The following is an 18,501-nucleotide window of genomic DNA, read 5'->3' as shown; positions in this document are numbered from 1 at the left end:
CCTTGTTGGACATATTGTAGCCCGGTACGTCGTTAGCCCTACGAGGTTCGCCCATGGCGAACGATTCGTGCTGCTTTACGATACCCGGGTCGGCCTCCCCCTACCGTGGGTTACCAGGTACAGCCTAGTTCTCCGTCGTGCCCATCAGGGTTCCGTCTCGACTATGTTCCAGGAAGTCTCGGCAATTGCCGTGGCATTGGCCTGGGCTGATCAGCGGGGCATTGATCTCGAAGCACGCCTGGAATCCGCTGAGCTCCTAACACCCGATGAGGTGTTAGCGCTGCGCGACGCCCTTTGGATTAACCGTATTCGTCCCCAGGACGGCAGGGTTAATTCACTCACGCACTATAATCGCTGTCTCTACGTCCGTGATTATATTGTCTGGCGTGCCCAGTGGGTGGTTCAGCGTATTCCAAACGCAGATGCCAGGTTCATCCCGGCGCGTACACGCGTAACGGAATTCCGGAACAACATGACGTCCATGTTGTCAAAGCCGCGCTCTGTCGGCCGTGAAGGTTTGGCCGAGGAGACGGCTGCCCGCTTGCGCGAAGTAATCCACCCCAATCATCCGGAAAACCCTTTCCAAAGGCAGCATCGTCACCGGAATTACGCCCTCCTTCTCACCTACCTCGATCTCGGTGTCCGCCTCTCGGAGGCCCTGGTCGTAAAGGGGGAGGATCTCCGTTTGTCCGGAGATCGGCCAACTCTCGCTGTGCATCGTCGCCCAGACGATCGGGATGATCTCCGCCTGGCGCAGCCGCTTGTGAAAACGGCGGCACGGGTACTCCCCCTGGGGAGCGATCTTTGGGAGGCGCTGCAGACGTGGATTACCAAACACCGTAGGGACCCGGCGCGCTATGGGGCAGCGAAGAAGACTCCTTATGTCTTTGTCTCTCGCACGGGCAAACCGCTCGCCAAGCGAAGCGTAAGCGATATGTTCCAGCTGCTCCGGAAACGAGTTTCAGGACTCCCCCATAACCTGAGCGCCCATGTTCTCCGCCATACGTGGAACGACGCCTTTTCTCGTTTAATGGACGAGCAGAAGGTGAAGGATGCGGACGAGATCCGGGAGCGCATTTACCTTATGGGGTGGTCCCGGAATTCCAAACAGGCAGCGCACTACACCACCCGCCATACGCGCGAGGCGGCAAACCGCCGCATGCTTTATCTGCAAGCCAAGAGCTATAGGGGTAAAAACCGGTGAGCCTCGCCTTCAATAACTCTCCTGATCCCAATGGTCGGCCGTTCCCTGGCCATGGCATCATCCGGGATAAGGGTGGCCGTCCGGTTCAAACAGATACCCCGATCTGGCGCTATGACGAGGCAACGGGCAGGCGCTCATTCGACTGGAGCGCGATTAATGTCAGCTCCTACGACCTTCTCGCCGGAATGACCTGTTTTATGGCGGAGATCATCAAGAGCCAGCGTGCGGGTGGCATCAGTCATTATTTTTCGATGCTAAGCCGTATGACTGGACTTCCGTATTTCAGGTCTATCGATATCCCCGGTGAGCCGATCGGAATGGCGTTCATGTCCGAACTCATCGGTTCGTACCCCGAGCACGCACGGTATCTCGCCCGTTATGCTCGGGATTGGTACGAATGGTGCTGCGATCAAGGATACCCACGCTTCTCAGCCGAGGTCTGCTTCGAGCTTCGTGAGATCCGGTTCGGTGGGAACGCCAAGGGCGCCGCGGTGCTGTCCCTGGACCCCGATGGTGGTCCTCTGAATGACATTGAGACCACGGCTCTCCTGAACGCTCTGCGGGCATCTCGGGACGATGGGCGGATCTCCCTGCAGCAGCAGGTGGCGATCTGGCTGTGCACAGCTCTGGGTGGCAATAACCAGCAGTATGTGCTGATGCGGGCGGACGACCTTTTGGAACTGGAGGAGCCGGACTCCGACGGAGCGTTCTACCAGATCCGGGTTGCCCGTATAAAGAAAAGGCACGCCCGTGAACGGCACGAGTTCAAGACCCGCAAGCTGACCCGCGAGATCGGTTCTCTTGTTCAGGAGTTGATCTCCCAGAACCGGGCATCCCTGGGCGCTGGAGTTCCAGCGGGCGTGGCGATGCCGGTCTTTATGCGGCCGTACCTCCGGGAGGCTCGGCTAGGAGGCGCGTTCCATGAATACGCCTTGAGCATGTCGACGGACGAATTCGGCAGTCTTGTGAGAACGAGTGTCGCCCAACTTGGCGTCGTCTCTCCCAGGACCGGTAAAGCACTCCAGGCGACGTGCCGCCGCTTCCGCTACACCTTCGCCACTCGCCTCGTGCGGGAGGGGGCTTCTCAGCGGGAGGTCGCGGAGACGCTGGATCATACGGACCTCCAAAACGTCCAGTGCTACTTCGACCTCAAGTCGGACATCGTTGAGAAGCTCGACGAAGCCATGGCTCTGACCCTGGGTCCGATCTCGCAGGCCTTCCTCGGCCATCTGGTCCGCACCGAGGCCTTGGCGGTTAGGGGTGGGGAAGCGGGCGCGAGGATCTACCGGCACGATCGGGAGGCACCAGCCCTCGACCCGATCGGGACCTGCGGGTCCTTCTCCTTCTGCGGGCTGAACGCGCCGGTCGCCTGCTACACCTGCAACAAGTTCCAGCCCTGGTTGGATGCCCCACACCAGGAACTCCTGCGTGACCTGCTGGCCGAGCGTAAGCGGCGAGAAGAGGGGGGCTTGGACGGCCGGATGGTGGCGCTCACCGACACCACCATCCTGGCCGTTGCCGATGTCGTAAGCCGAGTCGCCGCCACTAAGTCTGGGGATCATAACCATGTCGGTTGAACAACTTCCGAGCGCTCAAGCTCGAACTGCCGCCCAGAATTTGGTGGTCTTCATTGCCAAAGGGCGGGAGGCCATCGGCGTCTTCCCTGTACCTCTGAACTTTGATGAGCCGCTGTGGACGCTACCCTTCGGAGGGAGGGCGTCTAACACGAAGAAGAGAATCGGCCTCTACTTCACCACGCACGAGGGCGGCCATGCGAAGAGCATGGACAGGCGTATCCCACTGCGGGAACCCTTTGCCTCATTCCTGAAGGCGGTGGTCTGTCTTCGGCAGCAGCGCGGAGCCAAGTTCTCCTCGACACATTCGATCATCATTCGCGCGGCGCGGTATCTCTATGATGCTCTGGAGGCCCGCGGTGCGAAGCTGGCCGACCTCTTGCCCGAGGATTTCATTGTCGCGTGCAAGGAGGTCAAAGCACGAGAGGAGCCGTCTTCTCGGTACAAGACGGGCCAGCACCTCCTCGAACTTGTCGGCTATATCAGCCGCTTCAACCTGACCAAGATCACGATCGACTTCGTGAATCCGTTTCCCCGTTCGGGACACGGTGACAGTCGCATCGACCCCGATTCAGTGGAGAGGCGCGACCGCAACTTGCCAAGCGAGGCCTCTCTCGATGCCTTGGCGCAGATTGCCAATTTGGTTGTCGAACCAGGCGACGTCCTCCTCATGCGATGTGTGGAACTCCTCGTCTGTGGCGGTTGGCGCATCAACGAATTGCTGACGGTCCCGGCGGACTGCGAAGTGTTCGAACCCGTCGTCCACAATGGGGAGCCGATCCTCGACGCGGCGGGTAATCCGCTCCAGCGATATGGCATCCGCTACTTCGCGGAGAAGGGCGGCGGCCCATCGGTCAAATGGATCCCGACCGCCATGGTCGACGTGGCGCGAAGGGCCGTAGCGGACATCACCAGGATCACCGAACCCTTCCGCAAGGTGGCGGTCTGGAACGTGGCGAACCCTGGGAGAGCTTGGCTGCCAGATGGGTGGCGAGGAAAAGCCCTCCATACGATTGTTACGGCACACGACATCCCTGAGATGCTCGATGTTGTCCATGGGGCAAGCCTGCTCAAGCTTTGGTGCGGTACATCAGGGTCAGTGCGGCAAGGGGTTCCTCTCGCCGTGCTTGAAAGGGCGATGCGCAAGAGGATGAGCTGGCTGAACCAACCAGGAGAGGTTCAGGGTGTGAGTAAGCAGCTCTTCTTGACCTGCTTGAACATGTTCCACAGCGTCCGTGGGGAGATCCCGGCAATCGTTCTTCCAGTTACCAACGCGAATGTTGCTGACTTCCTGACGTCTCGATTAACCATGCGTACGGTCTTTGATCGCTTTGGGTTCAAAGAGGCCGATGGGTCCCTGATGAACATGAGGTCGCATCAGTTCCGGCACTGGCTCAACACCCTGGCCCAACAGGGCGGCATGGGACAAATGGAGATCGCCCGCTGGTCTGGTCGGAAGGACGTCGGCCAGAACGCGGCCTATGACCACACCAGCGGTTTCGAACTCGCCGAGCGGGCACGCGCGCACCTGGCCGGAGGCAAGCTCGTCGGTCCGATCGCCCGTGTTCATGATCGTCTTCCACTCGCAGACCGGAAGGCGTTCCGCGACTCTCAGCTCGCAACGGCACACACCACCGATCTCGGCATGTGCACGAATGATTGGTCGCTGGCGCCGTGCATGGAACACGGCAGCTGCGCCGCGTGCCCGCAGCACCTCCTGGTCAAGGGCGATGCGGTGCGGCGCGCCCGAGCAGAGGTCTTGCTGGAGGAACACGAGTTCCTTCTCGCCGGTGCTGAAGCCGAGGCGGGGGAGGAGACCTATGGAGCCAACAACTTCGTCGCCCACCACAAGCGGATGCGAGATGCCCTGAGGTCTGCCCTGGAGGTCCATGGCGACAACGCCGTGGAGGATGGCACCCTGGTCCAGATCACGTTGTCCAGCAGCAATCAGGTTGGAGCTGTTCCTTCCGGGGGGAGGACTTCCCGTGCGGCTTAGGCGGGTTGCCCCCGAGGCGTTGAAGCGCGTTGCCATCACGCCGGGATTGGTCGCCCGTGTGGTCGGGGTCATCCAGTCCTGGGATGGGGATCAGATCACATGGGCAGGCCTAGTCGACCGTACGGATGCCCAGCTTGGATACCGGTGGACCCGCCAAGCGCTGGAGCGGCACCCGGAGATCAAGGTGGCGTACAAACTCTGCCGGGAGGAGAGTTCCCGGAGGCAGCGTAAGGTCATCCTCGACCCGGCCGACAGTATCTACCTCCAGCGCGCGGAGAAACTTGCCGCCGAGGTGGCCAAGCTCAAAGCGCAGCTGACCGCCTTTGAGGAGCAGTTCGCCCTATACCAGTACAACGCGCACATGCGTGGTGTGTCGGCGGCGGATCTCGCTCAACCGATGCCCGTCATCGACCGTGGGTGGTCTGTCGCCCGGAGAGCCAACGGTGGTTGACGCACCCCGATCGGGACGGGAGCGGGGCGCTGAGAACGTCGAGGTCCTGCGCTCCTACATCGCTTCCCTGGAGGCGGATGGAGTCCGCGTACCAGAGCGGGGCGGGAAGGCAAACCTCAGCGCGATCGCTCTGGCCTGCCGTTTCGACCGCAACGTGTTGTACGCCAATCCCGGCGCCAGAAGCCTTCTGGAGGATGCAGTCTCCCGCCTTGGACTTGGGATGCCTGATCACTCGAAAGGGGCGGCAAGCAGCGATGCGGATGGCCCCGATCCACGTGACCGGCGCATCCACCAGCTCGAGCAGGCCAACGCCTCTCTTAAGGCGGAGAATGGGTCCCTGCGAGCGGAGAGGAACCGCCTACGCGGGGAGCTGGATCGCCTGCGGCACATCGAGGCACACATAGTGGAGACCGGACGGCGAGTGGCTGTGTAGACCTCCCACAGGCTCTGAGGTTCTTCGTGCATCTAGATGGCGCCCATCCTATCGTCGGACGGCGGTATTCCCCTCCCGGCGTCCGTGGCGAGCTCATCGTCCGCTACCTGGCCACGAACCCGGCATTCGAGGGTATCGGCGTCACCCGAGCGGCCGCCCTGTGGCGGGCCCTGGGAACCGATCTCTATCGAGCCCTTAGCGATGGCAATCTGGAAGTCCTGATGCCGGTGGTCGGCGACGACCGAGCTGGGACACTGGTGGCGGCTTGGCGGGAGCGGCTGGCTGAGGCTGACGTGGTGGCCTGGCTCGATGAGCAGGGTTTCGAAGCCCGTCTTGCGCTCAAGGCCGTCCGGTTCTGGGGGGAGGGCGTCCTGAGGCGTATTCGGGAGAACCCTTACGTCCTGATCGCCGTCGCACCCTGGGCCCGGGTTGACGCGGCCGCGCGACACCTGGGCTTCGGCACTGGCCACGATCATCGGTTGGTGGCCGCGGTGGAGGCTGTTCTCTACCGGCGTCTGGAACAGCAGCACACCTGGACCCCGCGTGATGCCATTCTGACCGGGGTGGCCTCCCTGCTCGGCTCAGGACCAGGCGTCGCCGCGCGTGCTGTCCGGATGGCCGAAGCCGAGGGTGCGGCTATCCCCCAGGGCGAGGGTCTTCAACCCGCTGGTGCCCACGTCATGGAGCGGTATGTCGCTGACCGACTTGCCGGGATGCAGACATCATCTGGGATGGATGATCTCCTCGTCGGAAGAGCAGCTATCCAGCGTGGCCTGGATGCCTTGCCGCCGGATGCGATGGCTGGTCTGACCGAGGAGCAGGGTGCTGCAGTTCGGCGACTTCTGCTGAATCCCTTGGCACTGCTGTTGGGAGGTGCGGGTACGGGCAAAACGACGACGCTCCGGGTACTCGGAGATCTCGCTGAACACCTAGGCTTAACGGTGCATCAGATGGCCCTATCGGGGCGAGCTGCCGCACGGATGCGGGAAGCCACTGGGCGGCACGCGACAACCATCGCCTCCTTCCTTGGTGCCGCGGCCCGGGGCGAGGTCACAGCCAGCACCGGTCCACTGTTGGTTGTCGACGAGGCCAGCATGCTGGACCTCCCTCTGCTCTACAGGATCCTCAGGGCCGTGGGTGAGGGCTATCGCCTCGTCCTGGTTGGCGATCCTTATCAGCTGCCACCCATTGGATTTGGGCTGACCTTCCATCTTCTTGCCAACCAGCCCGCTGTCCCTAAGGCTGCCCTGCTCCAGGTCCACCGTCAGGCTCAGGCGACGGGCATCCCTGATGTTGCCGCGGACATCCGCACCGGCTTGGTGCCGCTGCTTCGTGCCTGGCGTACTGGAACGACGCGGGGTGTGACCGTGCTCGCGTGCGCGCAGGATGAGATCCTGGATGCGGTTACGGATGTCCTGGCGGATCTTGGGCGGGCAGGGGGGGAGATGCAGGTGTTATCGCCGGTTAGGGCGGGCGCGGGCGGTGTCGCTGCCATTAACCGGCATCTGCATAAGATCCATGCAGTCGGTCGGCAGCGCGTACCGGAACGGCAACTCGCGGTCGGTGACCCCATCCTCTGGACAAGGAATGACTACCGGCGTGAGTTGTGGAATGGGTCACTGGGACGGGTGGTAGAGGTCACGTCGAAAGGGGGCATCCAGGCTGAGTTCGATGGCCGGGTTCACGCCATTGACTCCGGAGAGCTGGGTGACGTCGACTTGGCATACGGCCTCACCGTGCACAAATCGCAGGGCACCGGCTTCGAGAGGGTCGTTGTAGTGGTACCGCACGGCGCACGCGTCGACCGTACGATGATCTACACGGCGGTTACCCGGGGGGTGCGGCAGATCGTCATCGTAGGTGATCTGAACGCTGTCCGGGCTTCAATCACTCAGCCCCCCGCGTCGCATGTGCGCGAGGTCGGACTGAATGGTTTGCTCAAAGCGGCGCACGGGCTCGATCCAAAAGGAAGGTAAGCCAAGTTCGCAAGACGGCAGCCGGTAATCTAATGAGGCATGGGCATTCCCGCTGACTTCATGCAACAGCGCTGCTCCGTTCGGCTTTCTTGCATCCGGCGCCTTTGCAGATCGCCCATAGGCGGTAAGGTGAGGGGCACGCACGGAACCGCCGATGTTCAGCTCCATTTCGACTTGGTGGCACAATGTAAATCACTGCCAGTTCTGCGACCGCGACAGCGAAACCAGTTTTGAGTCGACACTGTTTGACGGAACTCCAGAAGCAGCCGAGGACCGACGACTGCGCGAGAAGCTTGTCAAATCGCAGCAGATACATGGGTATGAACTGAAGGATTTTGACGCCGATCGCCCCGTTTGTGCTGAATGCCTGAAAAGCCGCCTATTCTTCCGGTGCTCCGCGACGGGCGGACTTTTTCCGGCGCGGCTCAACCGCATTCGCTCCTTCGACGAGTTACCCAAGGCGACGCTTGTCCCCCTGACGCCTTACGCCGCCGTAGCGCACTACCTGTCACCGGACGGCTTCGCCCTTGTGTTGAAGGAGGTTGTCCGGATCACCTCCCTCTTGAACATGGGGATTAAACGGTCCCGGCGCGACACCGTTCCCGGCCAAACCATCGTGAAGGTCATCCGCAAGCTCGCCACCCATCGCCGCACCGCATCGCCAGAGGAGGCGGCCATTCAGCTCGACCTCCTGACCGCCCAGGTCGGCGGCAACGCGTACGTCGACTACTTCTGGGAGCGACACGACGAGTCGTGGAGCGAGCGTGTCGTCGCTGGGCACAGCGATCGCGGCAATCCCTACTATCGTACGAAATGGCATCGGACGACCGACTATTCGGCGACCTGCATCGCCGTGGTTGTCGAACCCGCCCAGGGGCGTACTCGCTCGAATGGTTCGGCGGGACCGCGGGACAGGCGCCCTCCTCCCGGCACCAAGCAGATGGACCGTGCGGAGGCCATGACCGTCCTCGGATTGGAGCCAGGTTTCACGCAGGAACAGGTCCGCGCTGCATTCAGGAAGCTGATTGCGCTTAACCATCCAGACAAGGTCGCTCATCTCAGCCCGGAAATCCGTGCCGTCGCCGATGCCTTGACTCGGAAGATCAACGAAGCTCATGGCCTGCTGAAAGCGACTGGAAGGGAGTCAGGACGCTAGACGGTAGGGGCGCGGCGCGGTCGTCCTTGCTGCGCTGATGATAGGGTCTCCCAGAAGAGGGCCGCTCGCTCGTCCCTTGCCCAGGCGGCTGGGAGCCTCCACGCAGCAGGTCCCAGCAATCCTCTCGTTACGCATCTCCGCGGCCAAGGCGCCCAGCGCCTTAATGGTCCGCACGAACGGGCGGGTGGCCGTCACGCCCCACTAGGCGAAGTCATCCCGAGCGCGGGCGAGGGGGTGCCAGAGATCCTGGCCGATCCTGACGGCCTTCTCGAGGTGCAGGCGGGCCATGTCCTGGTCGGTGGTGTCCTCGGCCAGGGCGCTGTGAGCCTCGATACAGCCGGAGTCTAGGCGGAGGGCTTGGTTGGAGGCCAGGACCTTGAGGTGGTTGGCCACTCACAGTTAGAATATCCACCCATTCATAATCCTGGTGCACGCGGCCGAGTTCTACTAGCGCCGCCCCTTCCCAAAGCAGCACTGTAACCCTGGACCAGCACAATAAACCGCTATGCCCATGCTGCACTTCATCACGCACCCGGAGGTCGTCATTGACCCGGCTGTGCCGGTGCCGGACTGGCCACTTTCCTCAGAAGGCGTCCGGCGAATGGGCTTGGCCCTGGAGCAGCCCTGGATGAGCAAACTGGGCTCGGTATTCAGCAGCGCCGAGCGCAAGGCCAGGGATGCCGCCAGCTTGGTAGCGGATCGCTTCGGCATTTCGCCCGTCATCCTGGCAGACCTGGGAGAGAACGACCGCTCGGCGACAGGCTATCTGCCCAAAGCAGAGTTCGAGGACACAGCGAATTTGTTCTTCGCGCACCCGGAGAGAAGCGTGCGCGGGTGGGAGCGGGCTGTGGATGCCCAACGCCGGATTAGAGCCGCCGTGGAACGCGTGATCGCCACAGCACCCAGGAACGGGGACATTGCGATCATCTCCCACGGTGGCGTCGGAGCGCTCCTGCTCTGCCATCTCAAGGGCCTGCCGATCAGCCGGACCGAAGACCAGCCTGGCGGGGGAGGGGGGTGCGTCTACTCCTTCGATCTGGGGAGCCGCACCCTGCTCTCCGGCTGGCGCCTGATCGACGAGTAGAAGGTCTGCTTTCCCCAAGCAGTCCTCCGTGCGATGGACTGAGGTCATTCCCCGATGCGGAGACGACCTGCATGCGGCAAGCGTGAGTCCGCATCTTCACGCTCTCCGGTTTCATTACCTTGAAATGCAGGCCCGCAAGGGGTGGGGACATGATGTCAGGTAGTAGAAACCCAGAAAATGTATTGATAGCGGTGTCCCAGCTTGATGCACGCATGATCGAAGAGAGGCATGCGCTCGCAGGAGATAACAGTCTGCTTAGTAAGGGCATGCTCTAATACCGCCCCGCATAGGTACTGACCTACTCCCTCCAGCGAAGGTGTTGCAGGGGGGAAGTTTGCTCCCCGAGAGTAGGTCAGCTTCTGTGCGGACCGGTATAAGGCGCCCAGCGAGCCAAGCGTCTCCCGAGCACGGTGCTCGACCGAGGGGAGGCGCTCGGAGACACCCGTGGGAGGTAAGCAGCGACCTATGGATCGTGGCGTTACGAGGGAGAGTCGTCGCTGGTGCCACTTGTGCTCGGGGCCGCCGATGGATCGGTGGCCGTCACGGCGACTTTGGAAGAAGCAGTCGGGACGAAAGTGAAGTGGCGCCACGACCGATAGCCGAGCCAAGCGGACCAGATTGCGATTGCCAGGTACAACCAGGTCTGTACCGGCGGGTAGATGTAGATGGAGCGCGCTGGCTTGCCGCCATTGCCGAAGCAATACTCAACGACGAAGCCCTTTCCGCGCATGAGTGCCCAATCATAAAAGAGGCGCAGCGGACCGAAATCACCGCATTCCTGAGCGCCTTGCGTCTTCACCTCCAAGACATACTGCCTGAACAGGAAAAGGACGCCGAGGGCCGGGACTAGGAAGAGCGGCAGGACGAGCCAGTGGCGCCAGTGGCGCCGTTGCCTTCCCCTCATCGCCCCGAACTCAAACACGTCCTCCCGGGCCTCCCGGACACGACCTGCTTCCCAGCAGGCCCAGCCGGTCAGGGCCAAGATAGCGACCGGCCCGAGGGTGATGACGTCTCCGATTGCGGGTTTGAGGCCTATGCCCGCGGTGAGGTCCCCCAGTAGCCCTGGGTTTCGACTGACGATCGCCAGTGCCACCACGATCAGGGTGACCCAGAGCTGGTGCCTGATGAACTCACATTCGGTAGACCTGAGGTCTCGCCGTGCGTCGAGCATGTCCTTGTTCATTATCGCCGATCCGGACTGCGCGGATCCTGAGGATGACGGTGTTGGTTCCACAAGCGGGTCCCATCCTGGAGGTGAACGATTGAGGTACTGCCGCCCCGCGGCGCGCCACATCCCTCGTATCAGGTTGCTTAATCGGGGAGCGACTAAGGTGTCAGGCGCACGACCTCCAGCGCGATTCGCCCCCGTGCTGCCCCCGTGAGTTGGAGGCCGTCGGGGCCGTGGCCGATCCCTACGAGACGCACGTCGTCAAGGGAGGCTTGGGTGATCCGTAGGGCGTCAGAAGAGGAGGGGGCCTTCGCGGCCACTTCCCTGACCCGGTTCCGCAACTCCTGGAGCTGGGGACGCATGTCAAACGACAGCCCTGCAAGGCGCGTTTCGATAACGGGGGCCAACGCCCGGAGCGCGCCAAGGCCGACGGATGCCAGCAACTCGGACGAGCGGCCATCGATGCGGGCGCTCTCGATGCGGAGCACCTGGGCCTCCGCGTCGAGACCGGGCCTGATCGCGACGAACAGGCGGCCAGTAGCGCGAGCTCCGAAGAACCGGTTCTCGCGGAACTCGGCATCAATCGATGCCAGGATCATCTCGCCGTGGGCTGAGAGCGACATGCCCAGGATGCGTGCCTGGGCTTCCTCGTTGCCGACCACGTTGTTGCGGGCTAGCTCGGCCGCTATGGCCGCGTTCAGGGCGGCGTAGTCGAGGTATGCCTGGACCATTACTTCGCTTTGCGAAGGGATCTCTCGCGCGATCTCGACCTCCCTGGGGAACGGTGAGCACGGTCGGCCTTCCGGCTTCGCCGAGGTGACGGATGGGGTCGCGCGAAGGCCGAGGGAGATTTCGACGAAGTCCGTCCCGATGGTGGGCTGTGTGGCCAGGAACCCAATCGGGTTGATTGATAGCCAGAGCGATGGGCGACCAGCATCGAGCTTGATTTCCGCGGGCTGGCAGGCCCTCGACCATGCGTCGTGGGCAGCCCTCTCGAGCGACTGATCTGCCGAAATCCGCACTTCCAGGTCACGTAGGGCCTTCGTGATCGCCTCATTCACACGCGGCTGCAGCACATCTCTCAGGCTGAGGTCGAAGAGGTTAGCGATCTCGGCCGAAGCTGTTGTCAGAAGCGCGCTCGCCTCGAGCTTGCCCGCCACTCGCCAGCCCGGCAGGAGCTCTGGGGCGGCCGTGGCGGTCACCTCTGCGGCCACGCGCAGCGGTTGGCTGTACGACTGCGAGGGTGCGAGCCTGCCCAGCCACTTCCCCGCGGTCCCACGGATAGGCTGGATCTTGCCGTCAACGGTCACGCTACCCGAAATGGTTGTGCTGAGGATCAGCCTTCCGCCCTGGGCGGAACCGGTGATATCCCTCCTTGCGAAAGCCCAGGTGAGCCGGTTGTTTGCCGTCGGGCCGAAGTTCGGCAGGTCGTTCTTGTCGCCTACGGTCGAAGGCACCCTGTCGTTCGCCAGCTCGACCACGCGTGCAGTTGTTAGGCGGAGCGGCACGACCAGGAATGAGGGATCGATGGCAGGGGCAACGACGTTAGCCTGCGGCGTGGGGGGACGATCCGGATCGATCCGTGCGACTTTTGGCCAGAAAAGGTGATAGCTCGCGGCCCCCATCGCTGCGATGAGAGCCGCGCCAGCCAGTAACGCCTTCGCCGAACTTCGCATTCGAAGTTGACCTCTGGTTCACCATCTGGAGCCCGGATGTACGCGGAGCAGGATGCTTTGATAGCAACACAGAAGCAGGTTGGCTGAATAGGGGCCGTCCTGGCCATGGCGGTAGGTCCCGCGCCACTGGCCGGGCGGAAGTGGACATGTGGCTGCATGTGCTCGCCCGCCGGACTCAACCCTTCAAAGACCACCGTGCCCAACCAGCCATGGTCCGGCCTAGGAGGTGAAGTGGCCCACTACTCGCAGAACATGGCACCGGGAGCTTTACGCCCATTGCGCACACGAGCGTCGCTCTACAGAGGTACGGACGCCCATTGTGAACCTTGTGAAGCGTGGCAAGAACGCTCGCCTGCAGGAGTACATCCAGTGCATGATGAGCCCGCCAGCCACCACCAGAAAGCTACGGCCCACACCTGTGTTCCACCCCATCCAACGGTAACCCCGACCAGGGTGTCTACCGCTGAGGTCGACCCTGAGCGGTCAACTGGCCAGGGGGCTTAGCATCACAGTCCCCGCTGGTGATTTGAAAAAGCTGTTCAGGCGGGCGTATCAGCCCACGCGGCAGCACTCTCGTTGGCAGGGTTAAGGTTTCGGTGGCTGAGGAGATGACCGGTAGCGTTCCGGGAACTGCTCGCAGTGTTTTCGGACTTCATCACGCCAGTGGTGATACCACCACCACTCCTTGCCGCCGACAAAGGTGCCAAAGGCCTTCTTCGGATCTCGGGCGTCACGTTCCCTGACGAGCCGAGTGTGACTATCCATGGTGAAGCGTTTGAAGCCCAGAGATTTCATTTCGTCCACGATCATGCCCGGCCTCAACTTCGGCTTGTCGGTCTCCTTGAGGGCAATTCGAGAGATCTCCTCCTGGAGGGGTGACCCGATCGGGACGAACTCCACCACCTCGTCGGCTCTCCCCTTTGAGTTGGTAGTCTTCTGGACAAGCATGACGCGCCAGGCGAAGGCGGGATCCTGGCGCACCTCCTCCGGAAGGCTGTCCTCAAGGGTCTCCATGGCGGTCAGGATGTGTTTGGGGAGGCCCGTGTCCTTGAGAAGGATGTCCCTCTGCTCGCGCATCATCCCAGCGAGCTGGATTGCAAAGGTCGCCTCCTGGTCCAGCCCGACCCGCGGCCGAACCAGTTCCTTGAGGGTCTTGTTGAAGTTCAGAACGCAGGCCTGGATCTTGGCACCCAGCAGGTGATCGATCCGTTGCGTCATCTGGTGCTCAATCTCGTGTCTGATGCCGATCAGAAAGCGCAGATTGGCCTTGGTGGGCTCATCAATGGGGCACGCCGCGTGGCGAAGGCACTCCTCAAGTTCCCAGTGCTTCTCGGCTCCCCCGACAGTCGTCTTCACCTTGCCTGAGGCGTCGCGATACCGGATGTCGATATCGTCGCGCCGGTAGAGCCAGTGCAGAAGGTAGGTCCAGGCGATGACCGCCAGGACAATGAAGCATTCGGAGCGGAAGTTTACACCGGGAGCGTTGTACTGGCGGACAGCCGCCAGCATGGCCTCCCTTGCCTTGACGAGCAGCTCATCATCCCGGGGATGAAGCCCGGTGACAGTCTGGTATTCTGGCCATGCATTCAGGAACTCACGGAGTGCACTGGCTGACGCACGCCCGACGGATGCGTGCCTTTTGCCGTCACGGATCTCCTTGAACCGTCCGTGATTGATGGTTCGCCCAGGGCGGGTGAAGTAGGCCTGGATCTCCTGATCAGGCATGCCTTCGTGGATCATGGCTTTCACCAAGCCGATCTCCAACGTCGCTAGCTTGTTCTCTCGTCTCGACCGGCGTTGACGCCCCGGCGTGTTCATCGTGGACGACATCCAACTGCTCCCCCGGCGACTCCGATCATCACAGGCGTCACCATCCTGGCGTTAACAGTGCGGTCCAGAAAAGTGCTGGACATCCAGCCTCGTAGTTCCCTACATGTTCTCTATGGACGGCAACCCGCCTTTCCGCGCTGACCAGCCCCTGGGCCTGATGGCTTGCCGGGCCGATGTCATCGCGCCGTCAGCCGCCGCTGCCACCTACACGACCGAGATAGCCAGCTCCGCGGCCTGAGGCCGCCCTGCCGCTCCTGCGGCACCTGCTGCTCTCTCGGAGACTTCCTATGATCCGCCTTGATGGCATGCCCTCGGAGCACGCGCGTTGCGCGCTGCTCGATGAGGTCTCTCGTCTCGAATCCCTTGCTGCCGACCTGACTCGCTTCGCCGGTGGTTGCCCACCATCGCCAGCCGAACTCGCATCGGCGCCGACGCTCCGCTTCTGGCGTCTCGTCACCCATGGTGGCCCGCATCTCGTTGGCATCTGCCGTGGTCATCCACGTCTTCGACTGCCGCTCATCACGACATCAACGGTTTGGGCAATGGACGAGGGCGCGGGCTGGGCTCGCACCCTTAGCCGCGTGTACGCCCTGGGCGAACCTGCAGGACACCCTGGCCGGTGGGAGGCCATCCACCGTGGCTGAACCCCATGACTTCTACGGTGATGACTTCACCCTGGAGCAAGACTTCACGGATAAGAATGATCAGACGCTGGGCGGAATGCAGCTGACCCGGGATCTCGGCATCTCCGTTCTGGCTTCCCGGCTCATGATCGATGCCGCCCTGAGCGATCAGTCCGGGTTCCTGGAGACATCACGTCGGCCAGGGATGGTGTCCATCATCGAGGTTCCGGACCAAGCCTGGGGAGCCGACATTGCCATCGCCTGGAGGATGATCGCCGGGTCAGTGACAATGGCGCCCCGGGCCCGGCCGCAGTCCAGTGACGACATCCTGGAAGCTGCGACAGGTCCAGTTTCCGTGTGGCAGAAGAAGGAACTCGGCAGGCCTGCAGAACTGCTTGCCATTGATCCGGGCAAGGGATCAACCAAGCGGGACTTGTTGAAGGAGTTCCGCGTTGCCTTGATCGAGGGGAGGGCGGTGCATGCGATCAGCCACGCCCCCGAAGCGCTCCTTCCCCTGGAGGTTGTCCACGCCGCGGACCAGCGTCTGGTCATCCCTCCTGTCGACGCCGGACTGCTGATCCGCTTGGCGGTCGATGTCTGCAGTTCTGCGACCGACCCGATCGAGGCGATCCCAGATGACCTGATCCGCTTTCTGCAGCCCTCCGATCTCCTGTTCTCCAGGCGTCCAGGACAGTCGGCGGCAGACTTCTTCCGACGGGTAGCGGCCACGATCAAAGGGAAGCAAACACCATCAGGCCCGGGGCTGGAAACTCTGCCAGGGATGGGGGAGGCGTCGCATTGGGCTCACCGCCTAGTGCAGGATCTCAAGGGCTGCGTTGCTGGAGACCTACCTGCGTCGGAACTGGACCGCGGATGCGTCCTGGAGGGACCACCAGGGTGCGGCAAGACATCACTGGCCCGTGCGATTGCTATGAGCGCAGGGGTGCCCTTCCTGGCGGCATCTCTCCAGGATTGGCAAGGAAGCAAGGAGGGCCACCTTGGGAGCCTCCTTGGGGCCATGGCGGCCACCTTCGCTGAGGCAAGGCGTCTTGCGCCGTGTGTGCTCCTGATCGATGAGATCGATGGCATCGGAGATCGCAGCCGGTTTGATGCTCGGCACCGTGATTATAGCCGCCAAGTCGTGAACGCCCTCCTCGAACAACTGGATGGCAGCCACACCCGCAAGGGAATCGTAGTCATCGGGGCTACGAACGACGCGACGGTGCTTGATCCCGCGATCCTACGACCGGGACGCCTGGAGCGGGTCATCCGAGTATTGCTACCCGATGCGGACGGCTTAGCGCAGATCCTGCGGCATCACTTGCGAGGTGAACTCCGGGATGAGGACCTCCTTCCTTTGGCGGCGGTCGCCTATGGAAGGGGGGCGAGTGGTGCCGATGTGGAAAGGTGGTGTCGGGTAGCACGGGCGACCGCCCGTCGGTCCGGGCGACCCATGGTACTGGATGACCTTGTCGCCGAGATCGGTGAGCCGCCGCCGCCCCTGTCCCCGGGTGATCTCCGACGGGCCGCAGTACACGAGGCCGGGCATGCCGTGGCCTACCTCGGGTGTGGGGATGGCGTCCTCATCGATGTGCAGGTCCAAGGCGATCTCGGCTCCCCGTGCCGGACCATGACAAGGAAGGATGCGCTGGGAGAGGGAACGGTATTCCTCACAGGGGGCGCCATCCAGAACCGGCTAAGGGCCTTGCTGGCAGGAAGGGCCGCCGAGCTCGAAGTGCTAGGTGACATCTCAGGCGGATCCGGGGGATCACCTACTTCGGACATTGCGGCAGCCACCCGTCTCGCAGTTGTCGCCGTTGCTGCCCTGGGGCTTGATGGCCACGCTCACGCCGTTCTCTGGCATCGCGTGGAGCGGGATGGCGACGCTGATCGTCTGCTCAGAGACCATCCCGATATCCGAGAGCGAGTCGCCGCTCTGCTCTCCCGGAGCATGGCTGCGGCATGCTGTCTGATCGCCGAAAACCGGGCAGCGGTTCTCACCGTGGCGGATGCCTTGGCATCCCGGGGGCGCCTGACAGGGGAGGAGGTCGCGTGCCTGGTGGGGCAGACCGCCACCCAGGGCGCTGTCGTCAACCAGGAATCTCCAGACCAGCCAAGCGTCGACCATCACCACGAGGGTGGTCATCCCCGTGGTCGACGACGATCCCGCGCGGACGGAGAGCCGTGAGATGGTGCGGGAGATCGAACTCGTTGAGGGGCAACGTATCGGGCGTTTCGTCGTCCTCCGCGATACCGACGGCGTGCTCCACGCCATTGCCGCCGCCTCGGTATCGGCGATCCGCGAGGAGGATGGGGTGACGCTCATCCTCCTGCCGGGTGGACGTCTCGTCAGGGCAGAGCGGGCTCTGGCGACCGTGCTGTCATGGCTTGAGATGGGGCCCCAGGGGGCGTGAACGGCAATCCAGAACCCGAGTTCGGGAAGCAACGAGGTGCCGGAATACTTCACCCGGAACGGAAATTCCTGTTCATCGATTTTGAAGCTTCTAGCTTATCGCCGAATTCCTATCCGATCGAAGTTGGATGGGCGGCTTTGCCAGGGAAGAGAACGGGCAGCCTGCTTATCAAACCCGAGGACACCTGGTCATCGACGGACTGGGACCCGCGGGCGGAGGCGGTCCACGGAATCAGCCGTGATACCCTGGGTCGCAGCGGGGTTGCCGCAATGGATGCGGCAAGGGTCATTCTGGATCTCGCCAAGGGCCGCTGCCTCGTGGCGGATCAGCCGTCGTGGGACGGCCCGTGGCTGGACCTCCTGCTCGCCACCGTTGGGGCAGCCCGCTACCGGGTGTCTGACTTCGACGCTATCTGCTGGGACGAGACAGCACGGCTGATTGTTGGTGAGCCTCGTCCGACGCTAGGGATGTCGATGCAGCACGCCAGGCTGGCATGCTACTGCGAGCGAGAGCGCGCCATGGCTCTCTACCCAGAGGTCCGGCATCGAGCGGGTCCGGACGCACGTAGAATCCGCGCTGGGTATGAGGCCGTGTGCCGGGCGGTGAACCAGCGCCTCAACGCTACATCGTGACCGGGGCTGGGCCGCAGATGGAGAGGCAAGGAGGGAAACCCCGTAGTCGACCATGATACCGCCAGGTTGTAGGGGGTGTTGGTGGGAGATGTCACCGCCGGTGTCTTGCAAACAGGCGCGGTGAACCGGATTGGCTGTGGCGCTGGTCACCGGCTTTAACTCCCTCCTCGCCAGAAGCATCGAGTTCGAAATGAGCTGGATTGAAGGAGACGGTCCGGTAAGCGGTTTGGGCGTTCTTCGGTAACTCCGTGCCGCGCGGCTAATTTGAAGTTGACAATGATTCA

At 62.6% G+C, this 18,501-nt stretch carries 15 protein-coding genes; 11 read left to right on the top strand and 4 right to left on the bottom strand.

What is annotated here, in order from left to right; translation table 11 throughout:
- Nucleotides 1-163: 163 nt before the first annotated feature.
- The 6 genes from EAH89_RS14725 to EAH89_RS14700 all read left to right on the top strand — a co-directional run bounded on the left by EAH89_RS14725 (nt 164) and on the right by EAH89_RS14700 (nt 8,790).
- Entirely contained in the window at nt 164-1,204 is a 1,041-nt protein-coding gene (locus EAH89_RS14725) for a tyrosine-type recombinase/integrase (protein WP_140884455.1), read from the top strand.
- Nucleotides 1,201-2,781, top strand: coding sequence for a tyrosine-type recombinase/integrase (locus tag EAH89_RS14720; RefSeq protein ID WP_140884452.1), 1,581 nt, complete (start codon nt 1,201-1,203; stop codon nt 2,779-2,781). Before EAH89_RS14725 ends, EAH89_RS14720 begins: the two co-directional genes overlap by 4 nt.
- Entirely contained in the window at nt 2,771-4,774 is a 2,004-nt protein-coding gene (locus tag EAH89_RS14715; RefSeq protein ID WP_140884449.1) for a hypothetical protein, read from the top strand. Before EAH89_RS14720 ends, EAH89_RS14715 begins: the two co-directional genes overlap by 11 nt.
- A complete protein-coding gene (locus EAH89_RS14710; RefSeq protein ID WP_161993603.1) occupies nt 4,764-5,225 on the top strand; it encodes a hypothetical protein in 462 nt (153 codons plus the stop codon). Before EAH89_RS14715 ends, EAH89_RS14710 begins: the two co-directional genes overlap by 11 nt.
- A gap of 654 nt (nt 5,226-5,879) precedes the next feature.
- Nucleotides 5,880-7,634 (top strand): AAA family ATPase, encoded by a 1,755-nt coding sequence (locus EAH89_RS14705; protein ID WP_140884444.1) that lies wholly within the window; start codon nt 5,880-5,882, stop codon nt 7,632-7,634.
- 154 nt (nt 7,635-7,788) lie between these two features.
- On the top strand, nt 7,789-8,790 hold the full coding sequence (locus tag EAH89_RS14700; protein WP_140884442.1) for a J domain-containing protein: 1,002 nt from the start codon (nt 7,789-7,791) through the stop codon (nt 8,788-8,790).
- Nucleotides 8,791-8,991: 201 nt separating this feature from the next.
- Here the strand turns inward: EAH89_RS14700 and EAH89_RS14695 are convergent, their stop codons facing one another.
- A complete protein-coding gene (locus EAH89_RS14695; RefSeq protein ID WP_140884439.1) occupies nt 8,992-9,183 on the bottom strand; it encodes a hypothetical protein in 192 nt (63 codons plus the stop codon).
- Nucleotides 9,184-9,301: 118 nt separating this feature from the next.
- Here EAH89_RS14695 and EAH89_RS14690 point away from each other — a divergent pair, with 118 nt between their 5' ends.
- Entirely contained in the window at nt 9,302-9,874 is a 573-nt protein-coding gene (locus EAH89_RS14690) for a histidine phosphatase family protein (protein WP_140884437.1), read from the top strand.
- Nucleotides 9,875-10,352: 478 nt separating this feature from the next.
- Here EAH89_RS14690 and EAH89_RS14685 read toward each other — a convergent pair whose 3' ends face one another.
- The 3 genes from EAH89_RS14685 to EAH89_RS14675 all read right to left on the bottom strand — a co-directional run bounded on the left by EAH89_RS14685 (nt 10,353) and on the right by EAH89_RS14675 (nt 14,548).
- Nucleotides 10,353-11,057, bottom strand: coding sequence for a hypothetical protein (locus EAH89_RS14685; RefSeq protein ID WP_140884435.1), 705 nt, complete (start codon nt 11,055-11,057; stop codon nt 10,353-10,355).
- A gap of 143 nt (nt 11,058-11,200) precedes the next feature.
- A complete protein-coding gene (locus EAH89_RS14680; RefSeq protein WP_140884432.1) occupies nt 11,201-12,718 on the bottom strand; it encodes a DUF4403 family protein in 1,518 nt (505 codons plus the stop codon).
- 585 nt (nt 12,719-13,303) lie between these two features.
- Nucleotides 13,304-14,548 (bottom strand): DUF3644 domain-containing protein, encoded by a 1,245-nt coding sequence (locus tag EAH89_RS14675; protein WP_140884430.1) that lies wholly within the window; start codon nt 14,546-14,548, stop codon nt 13,304-13,306.
- A gap of 287 nt (nt 14,549-14,835) precedes the next feature.
- Between EAH89_RS14675 and EAH89_RS33425 the strand changes: the two genes are divergently transcribed.
- From EAH89_RS33425 to EAH89_RS14660, 4 genes are read left to right on the top strand one after another with little or no spacing between them, the layout of a single operon-like run.
- Entirely contained in the window at nt 14,836-15,192 is a 357-nt protein-coding gene (locus tag EAH89_RS33425) for a DUF6634 family protein (protein WP_408906295.1), read from the top strand.
- On the top strand, nt 15,185-17,359 hold the full coding sequence (locus EAH89_RS14670; RefSeq protein ID WP_161993602.1) for an AAA family ATPase: 2,175 nt from the start codon (nt 15,185-15,187) through the stop codon (nt 17,357-17,359). Before EAH89_RS33425 ends, EAH89_RS14670 begins: the two co-directional genes overlap by 8 nt.
- A complete protein-coding gene (locus tag EAH89_RS14665; RefSeq protein WP_140884425.1) occupies nt 17,322-17,585 on the top strand; it encodes a hypothetical protein in 264 nt (87 codons plus the stop codon). Before EAH89_RS14670 ends, EAH89_RS14665 begins: the two co-directional genes overlap by 38 nt.
- On the top strand, nt 17,582-18,217 hold the full coding sequence (locus EAH89_RS14660; protein WP_140884422.1) for a 3'-5' exonuclease: 636 nt from the start codon (nt 17,582-17,584) through the stop codon (nt 18,215-18,217). The genes EAH89_RS14665 and EAH89_RS14660 overlap by 4 nt, the downstream gene beginning before the upstream one ends.
- Nucleotides 18,218-18,501: the final 284 nt, after the last annotated feature.

It is taken from the genome of Muricoccus nepalensis (genome assembly GCF_006438825.1).
GTDB classification, from domain to species: Bacteria; Pseudomonadota; Alphaproteobacteria; order Acetobacterales; family Acetobacteraceae; genus Roseomonas; species Roseomonas nepalensis.
Note: the sequence above shows the minus strand (reverse complement) of the source record. Positions and strands in the feature narration are given on the sequence as shown.